Origin of the sequence: Yersinia massiliensis CCUG 53443, from assembly GCF_000312485.1 — a bacterium.
Taxonomy (GTDB): Bacteria; Pseudomonadota; Gammaproteobacteria; order Enterobacterales; family Enterobacteriaceae; genus Yersinia; species Yersinia massiliensis.
The window spans coordinates 729,094-748,024 of sequence record NZ_HE997643.1 but is presented as its reverse complement, the minus strand read 5'-3'; the positions used below and the strand labels follow the sequence as shown (position 1 = coordinate 748,024).

Sequence of the window (18,931 nt, the reverse complement as noted above, 5' to 3'; positions counted from 1 at the left end):
TGCAGGGTTATTAGCCTAGGAAGCCCACTTTATGAAACGTTACCTGATCCCTCTGGTCAATCAGATCTCTTTACTGATGATGCTACTGGGGGTGCTGGGAGTCGCTGGCATGACGATTTCGTCATGGATGGCACAAAGCATTCAGGGTAATGCTCATGCAATCAATAAAGCGGGCTCATTGCGTATGCAAAGTTATCGGCTGCTGTCGATGGTGCCATTGGATGACCGTGACTTACCCTATCTGGTCGCGCTGGAACAAGATAAAACCAGCCGTGATTTACAGCAAGCCCTCACACGGGAGGGTTTAACCAGCCAGTATCAACAAATAGAGCGCTATTGGCAGGACACGCTAAAACCACAGCTTATACAAGCCAAGCACCCTGATGAAGTAGCGGCCAGTGTCGCTGATTTCGTTCACCAGTTAGATGCGTTGGTATTAGCGATTGATCACAAGACTGAACAACGCTTATTGCTAGTCACCCTGATTCAGTTGGTCTTTATTATCCTGACGCTGGGCCTACTGTTGGCGACTATCTACTATTTACGTCGCCGCTTATTACGCCCATGGTTGCAACTTATTTCGATGGCTAATGCCATTGGCCGTGGTGATTTTAGTAAGCGCTACACCTTATCTAATCAACGCGACGAAATGGGCATGTTAGGCACGGCCCTAAACCGTATGTCGCAAGAGTTATCCTTGATCTACAGCGATTTAGAACAGCGAGTTCTACAAAAAACCACAGATTTACAACAGAAAAATCAGGTCTTGGCGTTCCTCTATCATAGCAGTCGTCAGTTGCACACCAATCAGCCATTGAGTGAACGATTAGTGCCGGTTATTGATCAACTGCAAGCACTGACACCACTCGAAAATGTGCAAATTTGTTTGTACGAAAATCATCTGTATCGCTCCCACCTCACGGACATGATGGATGGAGAATACTTACCCCCGCAAAATCGCCCAGCACCGTTAACTATCAGCAGCGCATCCTATGAGACAAGTCCAGTAACATCACGGGAGTCACTCAGTTGGAGCCTGAGCGATAAACTTGGTCAATATGGCTTGTTGCTGGCGAAATTACCGACTGATAACCCGCTTAACGCTGACCAACAACAGTTAGTCAATACACTGGTTGAGCAACTGACCAGCACATTAGCGCTAGAGAGCCAAGCAAGGCACCAGCAGCAATTACTGTTAATGGAGGAACGTTCCTCCATTGCACGCGAGCTGCATGACTCCATCGCGCAATCTCTCTCCTGCTTAAAAATACAGGTGAGCTGTTTGCAGATGCAGACGCCAGACATGCCAGAGCCGAGCAAACTTTTAGTGCAGCAAATGCGTGATGAACTGAATATCGCCTATCGCCAGTTACGTGAGCTGCTCACCACATTCCGCCTGAAACTCAATGCAGCAACGTTGCATGCTGCACTTCAGACACTGGTTAACGAATTTAGCGAACGTGCAAATTTACCTATTACACTCAGTTTTGACTTACCCTCCGACTTTGTGCCCGACCATCAAGCTATCCATATGGTCAATATTGCCCGTGAAGCACTCAATAATATCTACAAACACGCCCATGCCAGCCGAGCGGAGATTAACGTCGTCGCGCAGGACGGTGATGTGTTGATGTCCATCATCGATAATGGCTGCGGGATAGGTCAAGCCAGTGAACGTCCTAACCATTACGGCCTGATGATTATGCAAGATAGGGCCACCAGCCTGAATGGACAATGTGATATTCGCCAGCGTGAAGAAGGTGGGACAGAAGTACGCGTGCGGTTTAGCCCCGATAATGATGACCTTGACTGACGGTTATTTGTTCAACGCGCCAGTCTGCTATTTAACGCTTAAATCTGGTAGTCGATCACCACTTCATCCGTCGTCTCCGCCAGCACTTTCTCTTTGATATCATGCAGGGAAAGTGTTGGATTGCAGAGCTGGATAAAGAACCAGATAAAGTTACGTTGTAACTGACCGCGTTTTAATCCCAACCAAACGGTATTCGCATCAAATAAATGCTCTGCATTTAATCGCACCAATCCGTTATCACGATGAGCCTCGTAGGACATATCGGCCAAAATCCCAACGCCCATACCCAGCTCAACATAAGTTTTAATCACATCAGAATCTTGGGCGCTAAGCGCAATATCGGGCGTTAACCCCGCATTTTTAAAGGCATTATCCAGACGTGACCGGCCCGTGATCCCTTTACGGTATGTAATCAAAGGTAACGTACTGAGGGTTTCCAAGGTGATATTCGCTTCTTGTGTCAGCGGGTGGTTTTCTGGCACGACAATGGCGTGATGCCAGCGATAATAAGGGAATGCAGCAATGGTTTCATCGCTCATGAGTAATTCGCTGGCAATACCGATATCGGCCTCACCCGCGTGCAACATCGCGGCAATTTCTTGCGGATTTCCCTGGCTGATCACCAACTTTACCTCGGGGTACAGCAGACGAAACTCTTTGATGACTCTCGGTAAACTGTAGCGCGCCTGAGTATGGGTCGTGGCAATATGTAGCTGGCCACTGTCATTATTACTGAATACGTCTGCCAAGCGGCGAATCTGGTTAGCATCATTCAACATACGCTCAGCGACAGTCAGCAACTCTTTTCCCGGCTCTGTCATCCCTAATAAACGCTTGCCACGGCGGATAAAGATCTCAATACCCAACTCTTCTTCCAGCTCGCGAATATGCCGACTGACACCAGACTGGGAGGTAAATAATGTATTCGCGACCTCCGTCAGGTTGTAATTGCAGCGGGCTGATTCCCGAATAATTTTAAGTTGTTGGAAATTCATGCATAGCCTCTTTCATCTCGACTTAATTCGTTTAATTTTCCTAGTCAAAGCAATACGGCAGAAAATCACGACAACCAAATACAAAAAAACCGTGGCTTATGTTTTTTTGTACTAAGCAAAGATGACGGCCGATAGACACCAAGTCGCTTCAGCCTTAATACATATAATTCCATTTATTATCAATTACATATATATTCATTTGTTTTCTTCGATTTAATGACGTTCGAAGCGAAATAATACTGCTCGCTATAATTAATAACTTTTTAATATAGTCACGCGCCGATAGATTTAATGGCTCTGCTATTGAGTGTTGCCATCGCTCTTTTCGTATTTCTGACATATTTTTCATGCAAATAATTATCATTAACATTGGTTGATGTTATAATTTGCGCCGCAATAAGCCATAGCTTCCGCTGGCTGATGTTCAAGTCAAAACGCCACAACATTAAAAAGGATAAACTGTGACCACAGCCTCTACCGCAGCAAAACCGCGCTATCGTCCCACTCCACCACGTTTGGTTCAGGTCAAAAGAACGGTAGACATCTCCCCTCATCTGCGCCGAATGACTTTTGAAAGCCCGACGTTACAAAATTATCCCCCAGAATGTGGTGGTGCTCATTTGAAGGTATTCTTACCTTTAGCGGGGCAAACGCAGCCGGAGTTGCCGGTACTGGGTGAGAAAGGCCCAGTGTGGCCAGCAGCAGAAGTGCGTCCTATTGTGCGAACTTACTCCGTTCGCGCTATCCGCCCAGAATTGTGCGAGATTGACATCGAATTTGCGCTTCATGACCACAGTGGTCCCGCGGTGAATTTTGCTCGTAATGCTAAGCCGGGTGATTGGTTAGGGATAACCAATCCGGGTGGACCTGAAACACTGCTGCCACCGGCAGCTTACAGCTATCTGGTCGGTGACCCTTCCTCGCTCCCAGCCATTGCCGCACTATTGGAAACCCTACCCGCGGATGCAGAAGGCCATGCCATCATTCGCGTCGATACACCACAGGATGTATTGGATCTCATCAAACCTGCTGGCGTTGAGCTGAGTTGGGTGATTGGTGGAACAGAGAAAACGAAAGACGTTATCAACCAATTCTGCGCCCTGAATTTGTCGATGGCAGAAGCCACATTTTGGATAGCCGGTGAAGACAGTCTAGTTGTGCAGTTGCGCCGTTATCTGCGCCGTGAGAAAGGGTGTGAACGCCAGCAACTTTATGCGATCCCTTACTGGCGTGAAGGGCTGAATGAAGAAGACTATCATCATAAGCGCCATGAAGTTATGGATAACATTGACGACTAGTATTAATTAATTTCTGTTAAATCAATGGACATCATCTTGTATGTCCATTTTTATTGCCTTTTTTATGGATAAGCCAGTTAAAACCTTGTAAATTTTCTGCGACAATTCCCTGTTATTTGTTAGTCTTAAGGCTACTTAGCCTGCAATATGGCGCTTAATTATCGTTAAATGGCTGTAAGGCCCGTTTAATGCAGTAAAGTTTTTAGGAGCGTTCTCAAAATGAAGTCGCAAAATGATCCTGGCCGATCTAAATCACGCCACCACGAATACTCCCTTATCCTGCCTATTATTGCGCTGGTTATTCTGAATTTATGGGGTGATACCAGCAATTTCGCTGCCGTTATCGTTATCAACCTGATCGCCTTGGTGGGGATCCTGAGCAGTGCTTTCAGCGTGGTACGCCATGCTGACGTGTTAGCCCACCGTTTGGGCGAACCCTATGGTTCACTTATCCTCAGTTTGTCCGTGGTTGTTCTTGAGGTTAGCTTGATCTCAGCAATGATGGCGACTGGCGATGCAGCCCCAGCCTTGATGCGCGATACTCTCTATTCAATCATCATGATTGTTATCGGGGGGTTGGTCGGCGTGTCGTTACTGTTGGGCGGCCGTAAATTCGCAACTCAACACGTCAATTTAGTCGGTATCAAACAATACCTGATGGCGATTTTCCCGCTGGCTATCATTGTATTGGTCTTACCGAGCACCCTGCCAGAGGGGAGCTTTAGCGTCGCACAATCATTGGTTGTCGCCGCAATTTCAGCGGCGATGTACGGTGTTTTCCTGCTGATACAAACCAAAACGCATCAGAATCTGTTTGTTTATGAGCATGAAGACGAAGGGGATGACCCAAGCGATCCACACCATGGTAAGCCCTCGTCCCACAGTAGCCTGTCCCATGCGTGTTGGTTGTTAGTTCATCTGATCGCAGTAATCGCGGTAACCAAATTTGATGCCAACCCGTTGGAAGCCTTGCTGACTGAATTGAATGCACCCGCCAAATTTACTGGTTTCCTGATTGCATTGCTGATCCTTTCACCTGAAGGCTTAGGAGCATTAAAAGCGGTACTGGCAAATCAAGTTCAGCGTGCCATGAATCTGTTCTTCGGTTCCGTACTGGCGACCATTTCACTGACGGTACCGGCGGTGACCTTAATCGCTGTGCTGACGGGGCAGGAATTGAACTTTGGCTTGGAAGCGCCCCATATCGTGGTGATGGTCAGTGTGTTGATTCTATCGCAGATCTCTTTCTCTACGGGCAGAACCAACGTTCTGAACGGGACTGCGCATTTGGCGCTGTTCGCGGCTTATATGATGACGATTATGCTGTAACAGTATGTTGCCGCCACGATCAATTGTCTAAGTCGTCATTGTCATAGGCCGTTGCGCTAAAACATAGATCGTTGTGGTAAACGAGTGTTGCGGAAAAAGTCAGTATTTTCGTGATAAGCAAAGGGCAAGCGCATTCAACGCTTGCCCTTTTTTATGGGGTCATCCATTCATAACGCAGAGCTATGAATAGGCATTCAAGGTATGTTGGCACAGCGCTGAGCGGACACAGTCCTGTTTATCAAAGCGGATAATGCCAATCATTTCATCCTCAGCAAAGCGCTCCAACGCATCACTAAGACCCGATTTCACGCCATGCGGAAGGTCGCATTGGGTGATATCACCATTAACGATAACCGTGACATTTTCACCGAGACGGGTCAGGAACATCTTCATTTGGCTGGCAGTGACATTTTGTGCCTCATCGAGGATCACTACCGCATTTTCAAAAGTACGCCCACGCATATAGGCGAAAGGCGCAATCTCTACTTTCCCGATTTCTGGACGTAAGCAGTATTGCATGAAGGACGATCCGAGCCGACGCAGCAGAATGTCATACACCGGGCGGAAGTAAGGCGCGAATTTCTCAGAGATATCGCCAGGCAAGAAGCCTAGGTCTTCATCTGCCTGTAGCACAGGCCGCGTCACAATGATTCGATCAACTTCTTTGTGGATTAACGCTTCAGCCGCTTTGGCTGCACTGATAAAGGTTTTACCACACCCTGCTTCGCCAGTGGCGAAGATGAGCAGTTTACTGTCTATGGCCGATAAGTAATGACCTTGAGCTTCCGTGCGTGCTTGGATAACGGAGGTATCACGGCTATCCCGTGCCATACCGATTGATTCGACACCGCCCATTTGTACTAACGATGTCACGTTCTCTTCCTCACGCTGACGATGGCTACGCGAATCACGTCTAATAACACGTTTCGCTTCACGACGAGCTTTGATCACTGCTTTCTGTCTTCCCATAGTGGCACCTTACAGTTTGTTTCATCTACCGCAGCAGAAATTGCCTGCGCGATTATGTTCACATACGGATGAGGTTATGGCTTCCTTCGCAGCCAATACTAGCCAATGAAAAATGCGAATAACGTGAACACTTCAGCACCCTAATAACTTGGGTGACCACGGTATCGCAAGGGAGGGTATTACAGGGTATAAAGACTAAGAGTACGGACGTTGGCGTTAATATATTCGGGAGAGATAATGATTGTACTACTGGAAATTGAGGGTCGGAAGAGAAGCCCTCGTAATAACGAGTCGCTGGAGTAAAATCTTGTTCTTGTCTTAACAGCCCAATCATGGACTCTACCATTAGCGATCCCCGCAGTGATAAACAACAGCCTAAGCTATGCACCGTGTGAAAAATACCGCCAGATGATTACAGTATAATGACACTCTTAAGTTTCGCGATATCAGAATGCAAAAAAATATTATTTTTTTAATTTGTTTGTTTTTTGTTCTAATCAATATTCATTTCACGTTATACTATTTAGCCCTGCTTTATGACTGGCCTTAGTCTCGCACTTCTCTTTCGCCCCTACTCTTTTTATCGCTGTTTTAAGTAAAGGCGAAATAAAATAATAACCCATTAATACAATAATATAGAATTAACCACAGTGTGATTAATCATCATTATCGGCTGATTCTTAAATCTTGTAATCGCGTTTTTTGTTTACCTTCACTATCAAAGTTATCCATCGCTAGCCAATCATTAAATGCCTGCTTAATTAATGGCCACTCACGGTCAGTAATGGAATACCAGTTGGTGTCTCTATTGCGCCCTTTGGTGACAATGGCCTGACGAAATTGCCCCTCAAACTGGAAACCAAATCGAGATGCGGCTGAATTGGATGGCTCATTCAGTGAATCACATTTCCACTCACAGCGACGATAACCTAATTTGTCAAAGACGTAATGTAACAGTAAATATATCGCTTCAGTCCCCGCCGAGTGACGTTTTAATCGCGGTGACCAATTAACAGATCCAATCTCGATAACACCGTTCTTTTCATCAATTCGTTGTAATGCAACCGTACCGAGTGCCAAGTCCGTTTGTGCATCCACTACCGTGAAATGGAAAGACTCGTTGGTGTCGATGAGAGATTGCAAATATTGATGAAAATCGTCCTGACTTTCAGGCCGCTCACAATAGAAATACGTCCAATCATGCGCGTCTTTAACTAAGTGATATGCCTGATATAAACAGGCCTGGTGTTTATCGATATTCACTGGGGCTAGATAGCAAAAATGGCCCGGTAAAATTTCCCGTTGTGGCCGTTGCGCGGCTTGCCAGCCCGATAATTCTGCTCCGATAGTTTGTCCAAAATGATTTTGCTTCACTGTATGCTCCCTTTTAAAATTCAACTGCCAGAGAAATACCCGCTGCGGCGACATTCAATTACGCATCGCACTACAATTTCTGCTAAATCATAGCAATATATGAATGGGGATTATAAAAGAAAGCGGCTTTATGCGGTATTTATCACTAAAGCAGGACTAAATTAACAGTGGGTGTCGCTGAATACCCGAAAGCAGCAATCATAAAATCAAACTTTCAGGTATTTAGCGATTACTTGACCATCACCCTCGACGTAAATTGACGACCGGTGCAACTGTAGGGAGTTGTAACCCATCTTTCACTTCCAGTAGTTGCCCATGTTCGTCGTTGTACAGCGTCATGCAGGAGCCGGCTTTCAGTTTGGCGATCATCTCACCGGAGAGATCCATACTGCTCGCCAACTCATCGTCATCCAAACTTGGCCGATGCCCACGGCGTTCAACCTGAAAACGGACTTGGTTATATTTGGCCCACATAATGATAACCACAGCATTAAACAATGCGATGGCCACATACAAAGCAATGGTGGTGAGACCACTGAGTATATAGAGCCTAAAAGGTATCGGCCCCATATTTGGCGCTCTGCCAATCATGTCAAAAAAACCCTTAGCAAATAGGAAGATAAAACCAATCCAAGCTAAAGCAGTGATAATGATATCGATCCAGCGGGGAATAGCCCGCTGCTCAGTATGAATCAGAGGTTCACTCATGGCTTAACCCTCCCTATTCCGCGATCTGGGCTCACCCAACGCGCACGTTTACGCTTGGTATTGAGCATGACTTTGGGGAACGCCACCACGGTCGTAAACAAACTTAGCATCCAGTAAACCATTGGGTACCAGATAATCCAGAATAGCGAATTCCCCAATTTGGGCTCATAGCGCCGTTCAATCACCAAACTAATAGCAAACTGCATTAAACAAGTCAGCGCCAATACCATCCCGGTGAAGGCTGGTGGGAATACGGTTTGTACATGTATGCCCGGCGGTAAAGTAATCACTAATCCCAAGAGGAATAAAATGATACTGAATAGGTAGGTAAACGCCCACGTGATGGAAAGCGAATATTCAAAGAATAGCAGCCACATCCGGCGATTGCGCCAGCGCCAGAGCTTGAACATATTCTTCAGGAACACTTCTGCCCCCCCCTGTGCCCAGCGCAGGCGTTGCTTCCATAAACCTCGTAGGGTTTCTGGCATCAAAATCCAGCATAAACCACGCGGTTCAAAGAATACTGACCAGTGCCTGACCTGCAACTTCCAACTGATATCAATATCTTCCGTGATCATATCTGGGCTCCAATAGCCCACATCCGCTAATGCTCTACGGCGGAAAGCAGCCACCACACCTGAAACGGTGAAGACTTGACCATAGACGCGTTGCGTCCGCTTGATCAGCCCAATGATGGAAGAGAATTCCCCAACCTGAACACGGCCGACCAAGGTTGAACGTGTACGTATACGTGGGTTGCCGGTCACTGCACCGGTACGTGGATTCGCAATCAGCGGCGCGACCAAATAAGGCACCGCTTTTCTATCGAGTAAAGCATCACCATCGATACAAACCAGATATTCACTGCGCGCCGCCGCCGCTCCCATACGCAAGGCAATCGCTTTGCCCTGATTATGAGCCAGATGAATCACTCTCAATCGTGGGTCTTCAACCAGTAATGCATCGAGCACTTGCGCAGTATCATCACTGGAACCATCGTTAATAGCGATGACCTCAATGTTGGTATAAGTCTGCGCCAAGGCCGCATGAATGGTTTCCCGCGCATTTAACCCCTCGTTAAAGCAAGGGATGAGGATTGAAACCAGCGGATTACCTTTCAATTCTGGCGGGGGAACATCGTCCCCCCAAGGCCAATGTCTTTCACGGCGTAGCCAGAAATAAACACCGCCTGTTATCCAGATCCCGGACATAAACAGCGGATAGAAGAAAACAAAATTCAGCAATACGTCACCGGTAAAGAGCAGGATCATTCCCGCAGGGATGCTCAGTACCAGGCATAGGATGAGTAACGCAATAATTCTATCGATCATATAAAGGATACCAGGCAGAAGATAGCACAGGGCGGACATCTTTTAGCGGTGGTTCGCCAGTGATAAAGTTATCCGGATAGTAACCAAAATTTTGCGCGCCATTTAACTGCAACTGGCGCATCCAGCCCGCCAGTATCGCCCCACTAATGGCATTGCTGCCCTCAGGCTTGGTCCAGTCCTTCGACTGCAGTTCAAATACAGTTTTGTTCAATGCTCCAGGGCGTTCTGCAACTTTGTTGACCAGTTGTGATAGCCACTCGTTCGACTCAGATAACGGTACTTTTTCCATCAACGGCATTGCCATCGGGGCAACCCAATCATAGTTCGCCAAGAAATCATCGAGATTCTGCGCAAACCATGCTTCACTTTCCGGTTCTAAAATCGGCATAGCGAATATATTACGAGCTGATTTGACTTGTGGGCCACGAATATCACGCACTTGACGTGTTAATTCGTTAGTAAAATCAACTAGATACTTGCTCTTATAGCGAGTCCAGCGCGCCATAGTTTCAGGATCGTTACGTATAGTGGTAATCGAGCCAGGGAAACCGGCTTTTTCGTATGCACGGATCGCATCCGGTGAGGCATCTTCAAAATCAGACATCACAGCATCGTCGTGATAGAGCACGCCATCAATCGGTGCGCTATAGGCCATATCGCGATAGATATCGATAATGCGCTGTCTGACTTCAGGGTTAAATGGCGACAGACGGCGATACTGGTCAGGATCGATGCTTGTCTTACCCGTTTTCGGATCAATACGCGTAATCCGTGGTAATGAAGGGTCCATTTCGAATGCCAATACTGGCATCCAAGCATAGACATCAACATCGGGGCGTGACGCTAATTGCCATGCAACGCGGTTAAATAAGTCTTGGCGCATCGGTATCCAGCGGTTAGGGAAATACACCTCGCGGATATTGCCATCCCCTTTCGGATCAGAGAACGCTTGTAAGAACACCGTCGTCACACGTAAATCGGAAATACGCTGTATCAGTTTGTCGAGATTTTCCTTTTCCTGAACGGGATCAGGATCGTACAAATAGTCTAAATCGACATGCGCGACGCGCATGATATCTTTTTCTTGTACCAACGTGACTAACTGAGCAAAGTCCTTAAGCGAGGGGTTATTGCTGATCAGAATACGGGGGATATTCATCAAATCATTGACGTTCGCAATACCCGGTTCCAATGTCATCGCCATCTGATAACCGTGTTGGCGCAAGATATTGAGTACGGTGCCATTCGGCGCGCCGTAAGGCCATACCCAGACGCGAGGTGGTTTGCCGGTCGCTTTAGTGATGCGTTCGGTAATCAACGAAACATCTTTTTCCATCCGCTGTTTGAATGCCGCTTCAGTTTCATACTTTTTCGTTTTTGGATCGTATTTCAGATTAGCCGCGGCTGGCTCGGTATTTCCTTGCGGATTAGCAATCACACCGTAATGAGAGGCATAGGTATGAGCGCCGATTTCAATCAACTTCGACTTAGACATTTCGCCAATCTCTTTCCATGTCAGGAAACGATCGCGATCGGTACTTAATCCCCCGAAATCCACCTTTTTATTAGCCGGAGTATCAATCCATGTTCCTACCGGTGCCAATACTGCGCTCATATTATTGGCTTCTAACAACGGGAAAACACGGGTATAAAAACTGCTGTAACCATCGTCAAACGTTAACAATACGGCTTTGTTAGGCAATGGCGCGCCACCATTGCGAGCGGCCAAAATCTGATCGACGGAAATCACGTTGTAGCGATTGTCTTTTAACCACGCCAATTGTTCACTTAAAGCGCTGCTTCTGACCGACAAATAACGCTGGTCAGCAGAGTCATCTTCAACATCATGATACGCGATGACCACAAACGTATTCTTTTGCCACGGCCTTTCATTCAGTGGTAATGCCCGTTCGGCCGGTGGGACAAATACAGGTTTCTCGGCATAACACGCGGATGCCAGTAGCGTTATTATTCCGACGACAAGAATCCGAATTATCAATAATATCTTTGCCATAGCACTGATCTCTTAGAAACGGTAATTCAAATCGAAAGCGAGCGAGAGGTCGTGCTCACGGACACCATCATAAGGGCGTTTATCGTAGGTCAATGCCACACCCGCATCGACGACATCATTCCATTGAATACGTTGTCCATAACCTGCCGTGGTTACCAGACCATTTCCGTAGTTTTTCTCCCAATAGCCGCCGACACCGAGCTGTATTTGCTGGCTCCAGACCGTTTTATAATGGCGGTACATAATGTGATTCAGGGTAATTGCAGGTAGGTAGGTGAAATCACTTTTCGGGTTATAGTAAATCACGTCTTCTTTGGTATTGTGGCTAGCGGCCAGCCCCAAACTGAAGTCGGCTGTCAGGTAAGGCCCAGTCCAAATACGTTGACGCCCGTTAAGTTCATATTCCCAACGGTTGTTTCCATCAGAGAAATCGGTCGGTGTGACATTAAATTCAATATCACGGCGATCGTCTGCTTTCCAAAGCACAAAGGCTGAAGCACTGTTGGCGGTGATGTTATTTTTCATCGCGCGTAACGGGGTATCTTTAGCCAATCGCTCAACCTGCCCGCCCACACGCCAATGGTCATTAAAGTCGTACCAAGTGGCTAACCGAGCACCGGTTTTATTGCCAAAACCATAGTTCTGATTATTCACTTCAGCTTCAACCCAATGGTCACGAGACGTCCATTCCCCGCCTAAGCGCAGCACGCGGTTAATGCCGGTCCCTTCTTCAAACTGAGAGTTGTTATAACTACCGCCCCCAAATACCCGCCAGTTTTCAGCTATCGGCGGGCTATATAACAGGGTTTCAAAACCATAATCTTTGTTGCCACTGACTGGGCTATTGGAGGAAAGTGCGCGGTTACCACTCACCCGCAATTCATACATATTATGAATTTTACGTTGGCGGTCTAATTCCTGCGAAGGCACATCTTCCGGCGAACGGGCAATCACATCATCGGTGAGTAACTCCATTTGATGCCACTCTTGCAGGTCCATCGCGGTTTCAGCTTGAGCACGCTCCAAAATAAGACTGCGTGGCGCCAATGATTCAACCGCTTTCAATTCTTGTTCCGCTTTGCGTGGCAAATCTTTTGCCAGATAAACACTGGCTAACGCAATGCGTAAGTTCTGGTTAGCGGGTGCAGTACTGGACAATGTCTCCAGTTTTTTCTGCGCTGCTGGCAAGTCATTGAGGGCGACCAGAGATTGAACCAGCAGCGTTTGCCCCTCCATCCAGTCGTCATTGGGTTCTTTGCCTGGCAGACCATAAACTCCAACTTGATACGGAGTTTGCTCGCTATAGTTTTTAGCGAATTGATGCGCTTTATCTAATTGCTCACTTTCATTCAGTGAGTAATAAAGATCATCGGCATCAAGCAAATCGTCACTGTTACGGAAGGTTTTCCCATCGGCGTAATATAAGCTGGTCAGAATCGGGGCGGCTTTCTCTGGCATACGTTGATCGATATACGCAGAGGCTGCCCAGCGGCGAGCGTAGTCAGGCATTTTATAGCCTTCGGCTTCCATCGCTTCAAATTCTTTAATCAACTCAACAGTATTACGGCGCACCAATAATGCACCGAGTCTATCAATACGTGCACGTTGATAATCATCTTGCGCTGCGGGGTCTTTACTCCAACGGGTTAACAAATCCTGATAGTCGGCCAGAGCTTGATCGGCAATGTAAAAACGCTCTGTTTCACTGCGCGTTGGCATGACCGCCATACGGACTTGTTCCGCTGCCGCATCTCGCTCGAGTTGGCGATAATGCTCTGCGGTCACCAGTTTTGGGTTCTCTTTCGCAAGTTGTAACGCCGGATCGGCAATGCGGTTTCTCTGCAATATTTCGAGATGATTTTTTAATACTTCTTCCGATTCTGGTGCCAGTCGAACCGCCTCACTGGAAGCTTGTAACGCGTCATAATTGCGATTGGTCGCACGGCTCAGATAGGAAAGTGTCATGTAGTTTTTTGCGGAAGGATTACGCTCAGCCAATTCTTTTGCTTGCTGTAAAGCTTCACCACCACGCCCAGAGTCAGCCTGAGTCATGATCATGCCAGTAATCAGGTCAGGGTTAGTGGGGTCTTTCTTCAAACTGCTCTGCCACAGTGCCAATGCCTGATCCCAACGTTTCTCATTGCGATAGGCACGTGCCGCCGCCGCCAACCCTCGCGACGAGAGATTTGTTGAAGAGTGGTAGCGCTCGTAAACATCAATGACTTCTTGATCACGCCCTGCCCAACCGGCAATTTGCAGCCAGTCATCAACTTGCCCACTATTAAGTGGGCCCGCTTTAGATTCTTTTTGTAAATAGTCAAGGACCGGCGCAGTGTCCCCTGCTCTAGCTTTGATGATTAATGAATCATACTGTGTTTCTGCCAAAGCTGAGTTAACTGAAAGGCCGGAAATTAATAGCGCTAATATAGTAATTCTGTGCCGTTGCAACGGACGCAGCAGTGTCGTAAATGCGTTATACATTATATAACCCTTAAGCCAGCAACTTGTTTGATGTTCGATAAAAGCGACTTCACGGATTTACATTTTCATGTTGAAAGTATGATGAAAAGACGTCCTTGGAATGTATTACAGCATGTTACATAGGATAGTTGAAAGAAAATACTGTTGCTTAATTATTATAGAATATTGTTATTCCAGCGATTGATAGAGGTGAAAATGTGATATGTACGCTATTTTTGACGACCGTAGGACTTTTCCTAGTTAAAAACACCATTAAAAACACCATTAACAATTGAAAATATTTTCGCTTGGCAATTAGTTCGATACAGTCTTCTGTTCAGGGGTAGCACGATTTGTTTTCTTTGGTCATTTATTGAACTGCGCGTGCTTAGGATTTTGATTAGCTGAAGTATTTTTTATATATTGAACAATACAAATTCACTATTATCGGCATGATCGATTATCACTTCCGTTATCATTATTAATAAAACCATTTCAATATTATAAATAACCATAAACATACAAATAGCAGAAGTGTTACCACATTTTATGTGGTAACACTTTATTTTATATGAATAATACAATAACTTTTTTGATGGATAATTAAGTGGTCGGGTACTCAAATTAGTGAGATAAAACAATAAAGAGGCTAATTTTCAAAGTTGAATTTTATTCATATAAAATGAGACGTTGCGCACAAATTAATGGCAACGGATCAGATCACGTTCCAATTTGCTTAAAAACTCAAATCCGCTATTGGTAATGAGAATCATATCTTCCAGCATTATTGAACCGACTCCGATGCCGTAATAAGGTGTTTCAAGACTTAATACCATCCCTGGGCTAAACGTTTCAGTTGCTAAGGAGCTAACAAAAGGGGCTTCCTCTAACCCTAAAAATACGCCATCACCATGCCCAAGGTGACCACGGTTATAATGGGGTAAACCTGATTTTTTAATGACAGCCATCGTGGAATCAAAGACATCTTTTAATTTCACGCCAGGTGCAACCATCGATAACATATGCTCATGACCCATTCTGATGGTGTCATATATGTGTTGTGTCAGTTCATCAGGCTCACCCAAAACAAAGGTTCTGGCGAGATCTGCGCCATAACCTGCCACATCAACACCACAGTCGAATTTAATTAAATCGCCCAGTTTTGCGGGTGCGCTATCTGCCATCATTTTTGGTGAAAAATTATCGCCGACAGAAATAAGATTAAAACGAGAAAAATTGGTTTCTGGGAATGTCATCACCGCAGCTTTAAATGCAGCGGTTAATTCAGCCGCTGTGCATCCAACCCGAATTTTCTTAGCTGCACAGGCAATGCCATACTCAGTAATTTCAGCGCTTTTTCGTAGGTGCTCAATCTCCCACGGACTTTTTATCATTCTTATTTCATTAAACAGCGCAGTGGAATCGATCCATTTTAGTCCCGGAGCGACTTTATCCAGCACGCTTTTGCCGCCATTGGACATCGCATGTAATTCAATCGCGAGCCTCTTATCCATCACCCCCGCTTCTTGAAGTGCTGTTTTCACTAGGCCAAAAACGACTTCAATCGGCGGCCCTATCGGACGTTCACGTTTCTTTTGGTGGTTGAGTGGGTTACGCGGATCATCCACATCAACCCACACGGGAAAGGTTTTTAGCACCCTATTAGGCATATCGAAGTGTGTGCTGGCAGCCTCAAACTCATTCATGATGATTTGTGATGGGATAGCAGGATCGCGAAACATGATCGCAACTGCCGCCCCAGTGTGGCGGAAGGTGTACATAAAGAAACTGGCAAACCCAGTTAAATAATAAAAGTTATCACACACAGTGACGACCAGTGCATCCAGCCCTTCTCTTTCCATCACTTTACGGGCGCGATGGCTGACCGCATTTAAATGCTTAATCTTTTCGTCGTTCACCAAAATATCCTTCAACACTTTCTTTTCTGTAGGATGAATCATATACCCAAAGTCATAGTTAACTCAGCATATAGCTAATCGACATTACCCCTTTCTTCTCCGAGATCGATTGAATAACCACATCCCCCAATTCGTGCAAAGTCTTCACATGGGTCCCACCACAGGCATAGGCCGGTAGGTCACCAAATCCCACTTCACGAAAATCGCCCTGTACCTGAGTTTGTCTCGGTAGATTTTTACTGATTAATTGCGTCAAAGACGCCTGAATAAGTGCAATATCGATTGGCTGAGGGTTTTCCCCTCGTTTAAATGAGACTCTGCCCTCTCCCGGCCAATGGTGTGCCTTTACAGGTAACCAACCAAGACGCTCACCAATATTGCCAATGATATGCCCAGCAGAATGCATACGCGTGTTGAGCGCACGACGTTCACTGTCAACGCGAGCTTGGTGTGCTCCCAATGCGACAGGCTTATCCAGATAGTGTGTCAATTGTCCCTGCAACACGACCCGCAATACCTGGCTTTCGCCTATCCAGCCAGTATCCGATGGCTGGCCTCCCCCTTGCGGGTGGAAAATTGTTGCCTGCAATATCGTGGCAAACTGCTCGCCGTCAGGCTGACAGCTCAAGACAGTCACCTCAGTCGCCAATGCATCGTTCTCAAAAAATAGCCGCGTCGTCATAATCTTTATCCTTTTATCATTTCCAATATGATTATATTAGTGTCAACCTGACGTGATAATCCGTCACAGACTCAAAGGACTTTTGCACCATGAGCACAAATCTTCCGCTGGCACTGCTCAGTGAAATGGCGATTTTTGTTAAAGTGGTTGAAGCGAGTAGCTTTTCCGTGGTCGCGCGCCAATTAGGGGTATCTCCATCAGCAATTAGCCGCAGTGTCAGCCGATTGGAGAAAGCCCTGGCAACCCGCTTATTGCAGCGTACAACCCGCAAATTGCGTTTAAGCGAAAGTGGCGAAGAAGTCTATAAGCGTTGCCACGCGATGCTCAGTGCCGCGAATGCCGTGATGGAGGTCAGTGGTCAATACAATCAAGAACCCGAGGGGCTTATTCGCATCAGTGTGCCGAAAGCAGTTGGCCGTTTTGTGGTTCATCCCTATATGCCAGAATTTTTACGCCGCTACAGCAAAATTGATGTGCAACTGATACTGGATGATCGTTATGTCGACCTGATCGATGAGAATGTGGATTTGGCCATTCGGATCACTAATCAACCGCCGCCAGGTATGGTCGGTCGGCAATTAATGGATATTGAGCATTTGTTGTGTGCCACACCCGAGTATCTCGCCACTCACGGCACACCACTGCATCCCCATGATTTAGCACATCACAGTTGCATTTATTTAGGAGAAACACCGGCGGATGCACGATGGAAATTCCGTCAGGGCAGCAAGGCTATTACGGTTGCCGTAAAAGGCCGCTATGCCGCCAATCACACCGGTGTCAGGCTAGATGCCGTTTTGCAACATATTGGTATTGGCAGCCTGCCTTACTTTACCGCGAGAGAGGCGTTACAAGAGGGCCAGATAGTGCCGGTGTTACCCACGTGGCGCTTTATCAGCTCATACAGCGGTGGATTATGGATGCTATACCCACCAACGCGTTACTTGGCGCCTAAACTACGCGTTTTTATTGACTACCTCGTTAATTGCTTGCGAGATGAACCTCACTTACCGCCCGCTAAATGAAGAGCCATTCAGCCTTTAGTTTTCGCTTATCTACGGCGGTAAGCTTTGGTCTAAGCGCTCAATTTCGTACTAAGCAGTCATTACCGCTTTTTCGCCAATAAGGTCGCAAAACGCAGTTTTATGCGGTTACCTTGCGCATCAGTCTTATGTAATTGACCGACATCTTCGTTGTACTTAATGATGTCCCAATCTTGATAATACTGGCTAAGTTCCCCTGACTTTAAAGTGAAAGAAAATGGCACGGTACAAGGGAAATCATCAGTCGACATGGCAGAGATAATCAAGTTATAGCCGCCGGGCAAAGTGCATTCTTGCATGTTGTTAATAATATAGGGAATTCGTTCTGGCTGAAGGAACATCAGAACCACCGTCGACAAAATAAAGTCATAGCGATTATCCAAGCTAGCTTCATTAATGTTGTACGTATCCGCCGTGATATTGTGCCGCTCTTCCTGCGCAATGATCTGCTGCAAATTGCTGATACTGTCTTGATTTTTATCTACCGCTGTAACATCGAACCCCAACAAATTCAGGTACAACGCGTTACGACCCGAGCCACAGCCTAAATCTAATGCTTTACCCGGCTGGACCGTTTTGACCGCTTCGATCACTTCAGAATGTGTCGGGGTTAAATTGTACTTTTTAGCGTAGTAGTCCTCCGCTGTGCAGTAAAAGCTCAGTTGGCATTGTAGGTCATCTGAACAAGCGGCAATACGGTGCCAAACTTGCGGTTCAATAAACGGCGGCTGGTGTTCCTTGGAAAAAGAATGTCTTTCTAGTGTGTTGCCCGCTTCGTCTAGAATAAGAAAATCCATCTCGCCGCTAAGAATGGTGAGTTTGGCCCATGTACCTGCTTTGGTATTGTGTTTTTCCCGAAACATCGCTGGCACGCCAGCACTGTTCCAGACAGGTAATTGTTTGTAGCAAAGCAGCGCTGATGTATTTCCCATGCTGATAGTCCTCAGATAACTTAAAGTTGCATTTAATATGCAACATATAATACAGCATTCAACC

General features: G+C 46.4%; 15 protein-coding genes. 4 read left to right on the top strand and 11 right to left on the bottom strand.

Annotated elements, in window-relative coordinates; all coding sequences use genetic code 11:
* Positions 1 to 31 precede the first annotated feature (31 nt).
* A complete protein-coding gene (narX, locus tag BN68_RS03360) occupies positions 32 to 1,813 on the top strand; it encodes a nitrate/nitrite two-component system sensor histidine kinase NarX (RefSeq protein WP_019209736.1) in 1,782 nt (593 codons plus the stop codon).
* Between the two features lie 38 nt (positions 1,814 to 1,851).
* Here narX and cbl read toward each other — a convergent pair whose 3' ends face one another.
* Entirely contained in the window at positions 1,852 to 2,808 is a 957-nt protein-coding gene (cbl, locus tag BN68_RS03355) for an HTH-type transcriptional regulator Cbl (RefSeq protein ID WP_019209735.1), read from the bottom strand.
* Between the two features lie 461 nt (positions 2,809 to 3,269).
* Here cbl and BN68_RS03350 point away from each other — a divergent pair, with 461 nt between their 5' ends.
* Both BN68_RS03350 and chaA read left to right on the top strand, forming a co-directional pair.
* Positions 3,270 to 4,106 carry a siderophore-interacting protein gene (locus BN68_RS03350; protein WP_019209733.1) on the top strand — a complete coding sequence of 279 codons (837 nt, stop codon included), beginning with the start codon at positions 3,270 to 3,272 and terminating at the stop codon, positions 4,104 to 4,106.
* 219 nt (positions 4,107 to 4,325) lie between these two features.
* Entirely contained in the window at positions 4,326 to 5,435 is a 1,110-nt protein-coding gene (gene chaA / locus BN68_RS03345; protein ID WP_019209732.1) for a sodium-potassium/proton antiporter ChaA, read from the top strand.
* A gap of 180 nt (positions 5,436 to 5,615) precedes the next feature.
* On the opposite strand, the gene phoH is transcribed toward chaA, so the two are convergent.
* The 9 genes from phoH to BN68_RS03300 all read right to left on the bottom strand — a co-directional run bounded on the left by phoH (position 5,616) and on the right by BN68_RS03300 (position 16,892).
* Positions 5,616 to 6,404, bottom strand: coding sequence for a phosphate starvation-inducible protein PhoH (gene phoH / locus BN68_RS03340; RefSeq protein ID WP_019209731.1), 789 nt, complete (start codon positions 6,402 to 6,404; stop codon positions 5,616 to 5,618).
* A gap of 58 nt (positions 6,405 to 6,462) precedes the next feature.
* Complete coding sequence (locus tag BN68_RS24555; RefSeq protein WP_042806385.1) at positions 6,463 to 6,750, bottom strand: hypothetical protein; 288 nt, start codon at positions 6,748 to 6,750, stop codon at positions 6,463 to 6,465.
* Positions 6,751 to 7,070: 320 nt separating this feature from the next.
* Complete coding sequence (locus tag BN68_RS03330) at positions 7,071 to 7,778, bottom strand: GNAT family N-acetyltransferase (RefSeq protein WP_019209730.1); 708 nt, start codon at positions 7,776 to 7,778, stop codon at positions 7,071 to 7,073.
* A gap of 240 nt (positions 7,779 to 8,018) precedes the next feature.
* Complete coding sequence (pgaD, locus tag BN68_RS03325) at positions 8,019 to 8,486, bottom strand: poly-beta-1,6-N-acetyl-D-glucosamine biosynthesis protein PgaD (RefSeq protein WP_019209729.1); 468 nt, start codon at positions 8,484 to 8,486, stop codon at positions 8,019 to 8,021.
* Positions 8,483 to 9,817, bottom strand: a complete 1,335-nt coding sequence (pgaC, locus tag BN68_RS03320; protein ID WP_019209728.1) for a poly-beta-1,6-N-acetyl-D-glucosamine synthase — start codon at positions 9,815 to 9,817, stop codon at positions 8,483 to 8,485. The genes pgaD and pgaC overlap by 4 nt, the downstream gene beginning before the upstream one ends.
* Positions 9,807 to 11,831 (bottom strand): poly-beta-1,6-N-acetyl-D-glucosamine N-deacetylase PgaB, encoded by a 2,025-nt coding sequence (gene pgaB, locus BN68_RS03315; RefSeq protein ID WP_019209727.1) that lies wholly within the window; start codon positions 11,829 to 11,831, stop codon positions 9,807 to 9,809. Before pgaB ends, pgaC begins: the two co-directional genes overlap by 11 nt.
* A gap of 12 nt (positions 11,832 to 11,843) precedes the next feature.
* On the bottom strand, positions 11,844 to 14,312 hold the full coding sequence (gene pgaA, locus BN68_RS03310; protein WP_019209726.1) for a poly-beta-1,6 N-acetyl-D-glucosamine export porin PgaA: 2,469 nt from the start codon (positions 14,310 to 14,312) through the stop codon (positions 11,844 to 11,846).
* 680 nt (positions 14,313 to 14,992) lie between these two features.
* A complete protein-coding gene (locus tag BN68_RS03305; RefSeq protein ID WP_042806384.1) occupies positions 14,993 to 16,210 on the bottom strand; it encodes a M24 family metallopeptidase in 1,218 nt (405 codons plus the stop codon).
* Positions 16,211 to 16,268: 58 nt separating this feature from the next.
* The gene (locus tag BN68_RS03300) at positions 16,269 to 16,892 is read right to left on the bottom strand and encodes a serine-tRNA(Ala) deacylase AlaX (protein ID WP_019209724.1); all 624 of its coding nucleotides are present in this window, start codon (positions 16,890 to 16,892) and stop codon (positions 16,269 to 16,271) included.
* A gap of 89 nt (positions 16,893 to 16,981) precedes the next feature.
* On the opposite strand from BN68_RS03300, the gene BN68_RS03295 reads away from it, so the two are divergent.
* Complete coding sequence (locus tag BN68_RS03295) at positions 16,982 to 17,917, top strand: LysR family transcriptional regulator (RefSeq protein WP_019209723.1); 936 nt, start codon at positions 16,982 to 16,984, stop codon at positions 17,915 to 17,917.
* 80 nt (positions 17,918 to 17,997) lie between these two features.
* On the opposite strand, the gene tehB is transcribed toward BN68_RS03295, so the two are convergent.
* Positions 17,998 to 18,867 (bottom strand): SAM-dependent methyltransferase TehB, encoded by an 870-nt coding sequence (gene tehB, locus BN68_RS03290; protein ID WP_019209722.1) that lies wholly within the window; start codon positions 18,865 to 18,867, stop codon positions 17,998 to 18,000.
* Positions 18,868 to 18,931: the final 64 nt, after the last annotated feature.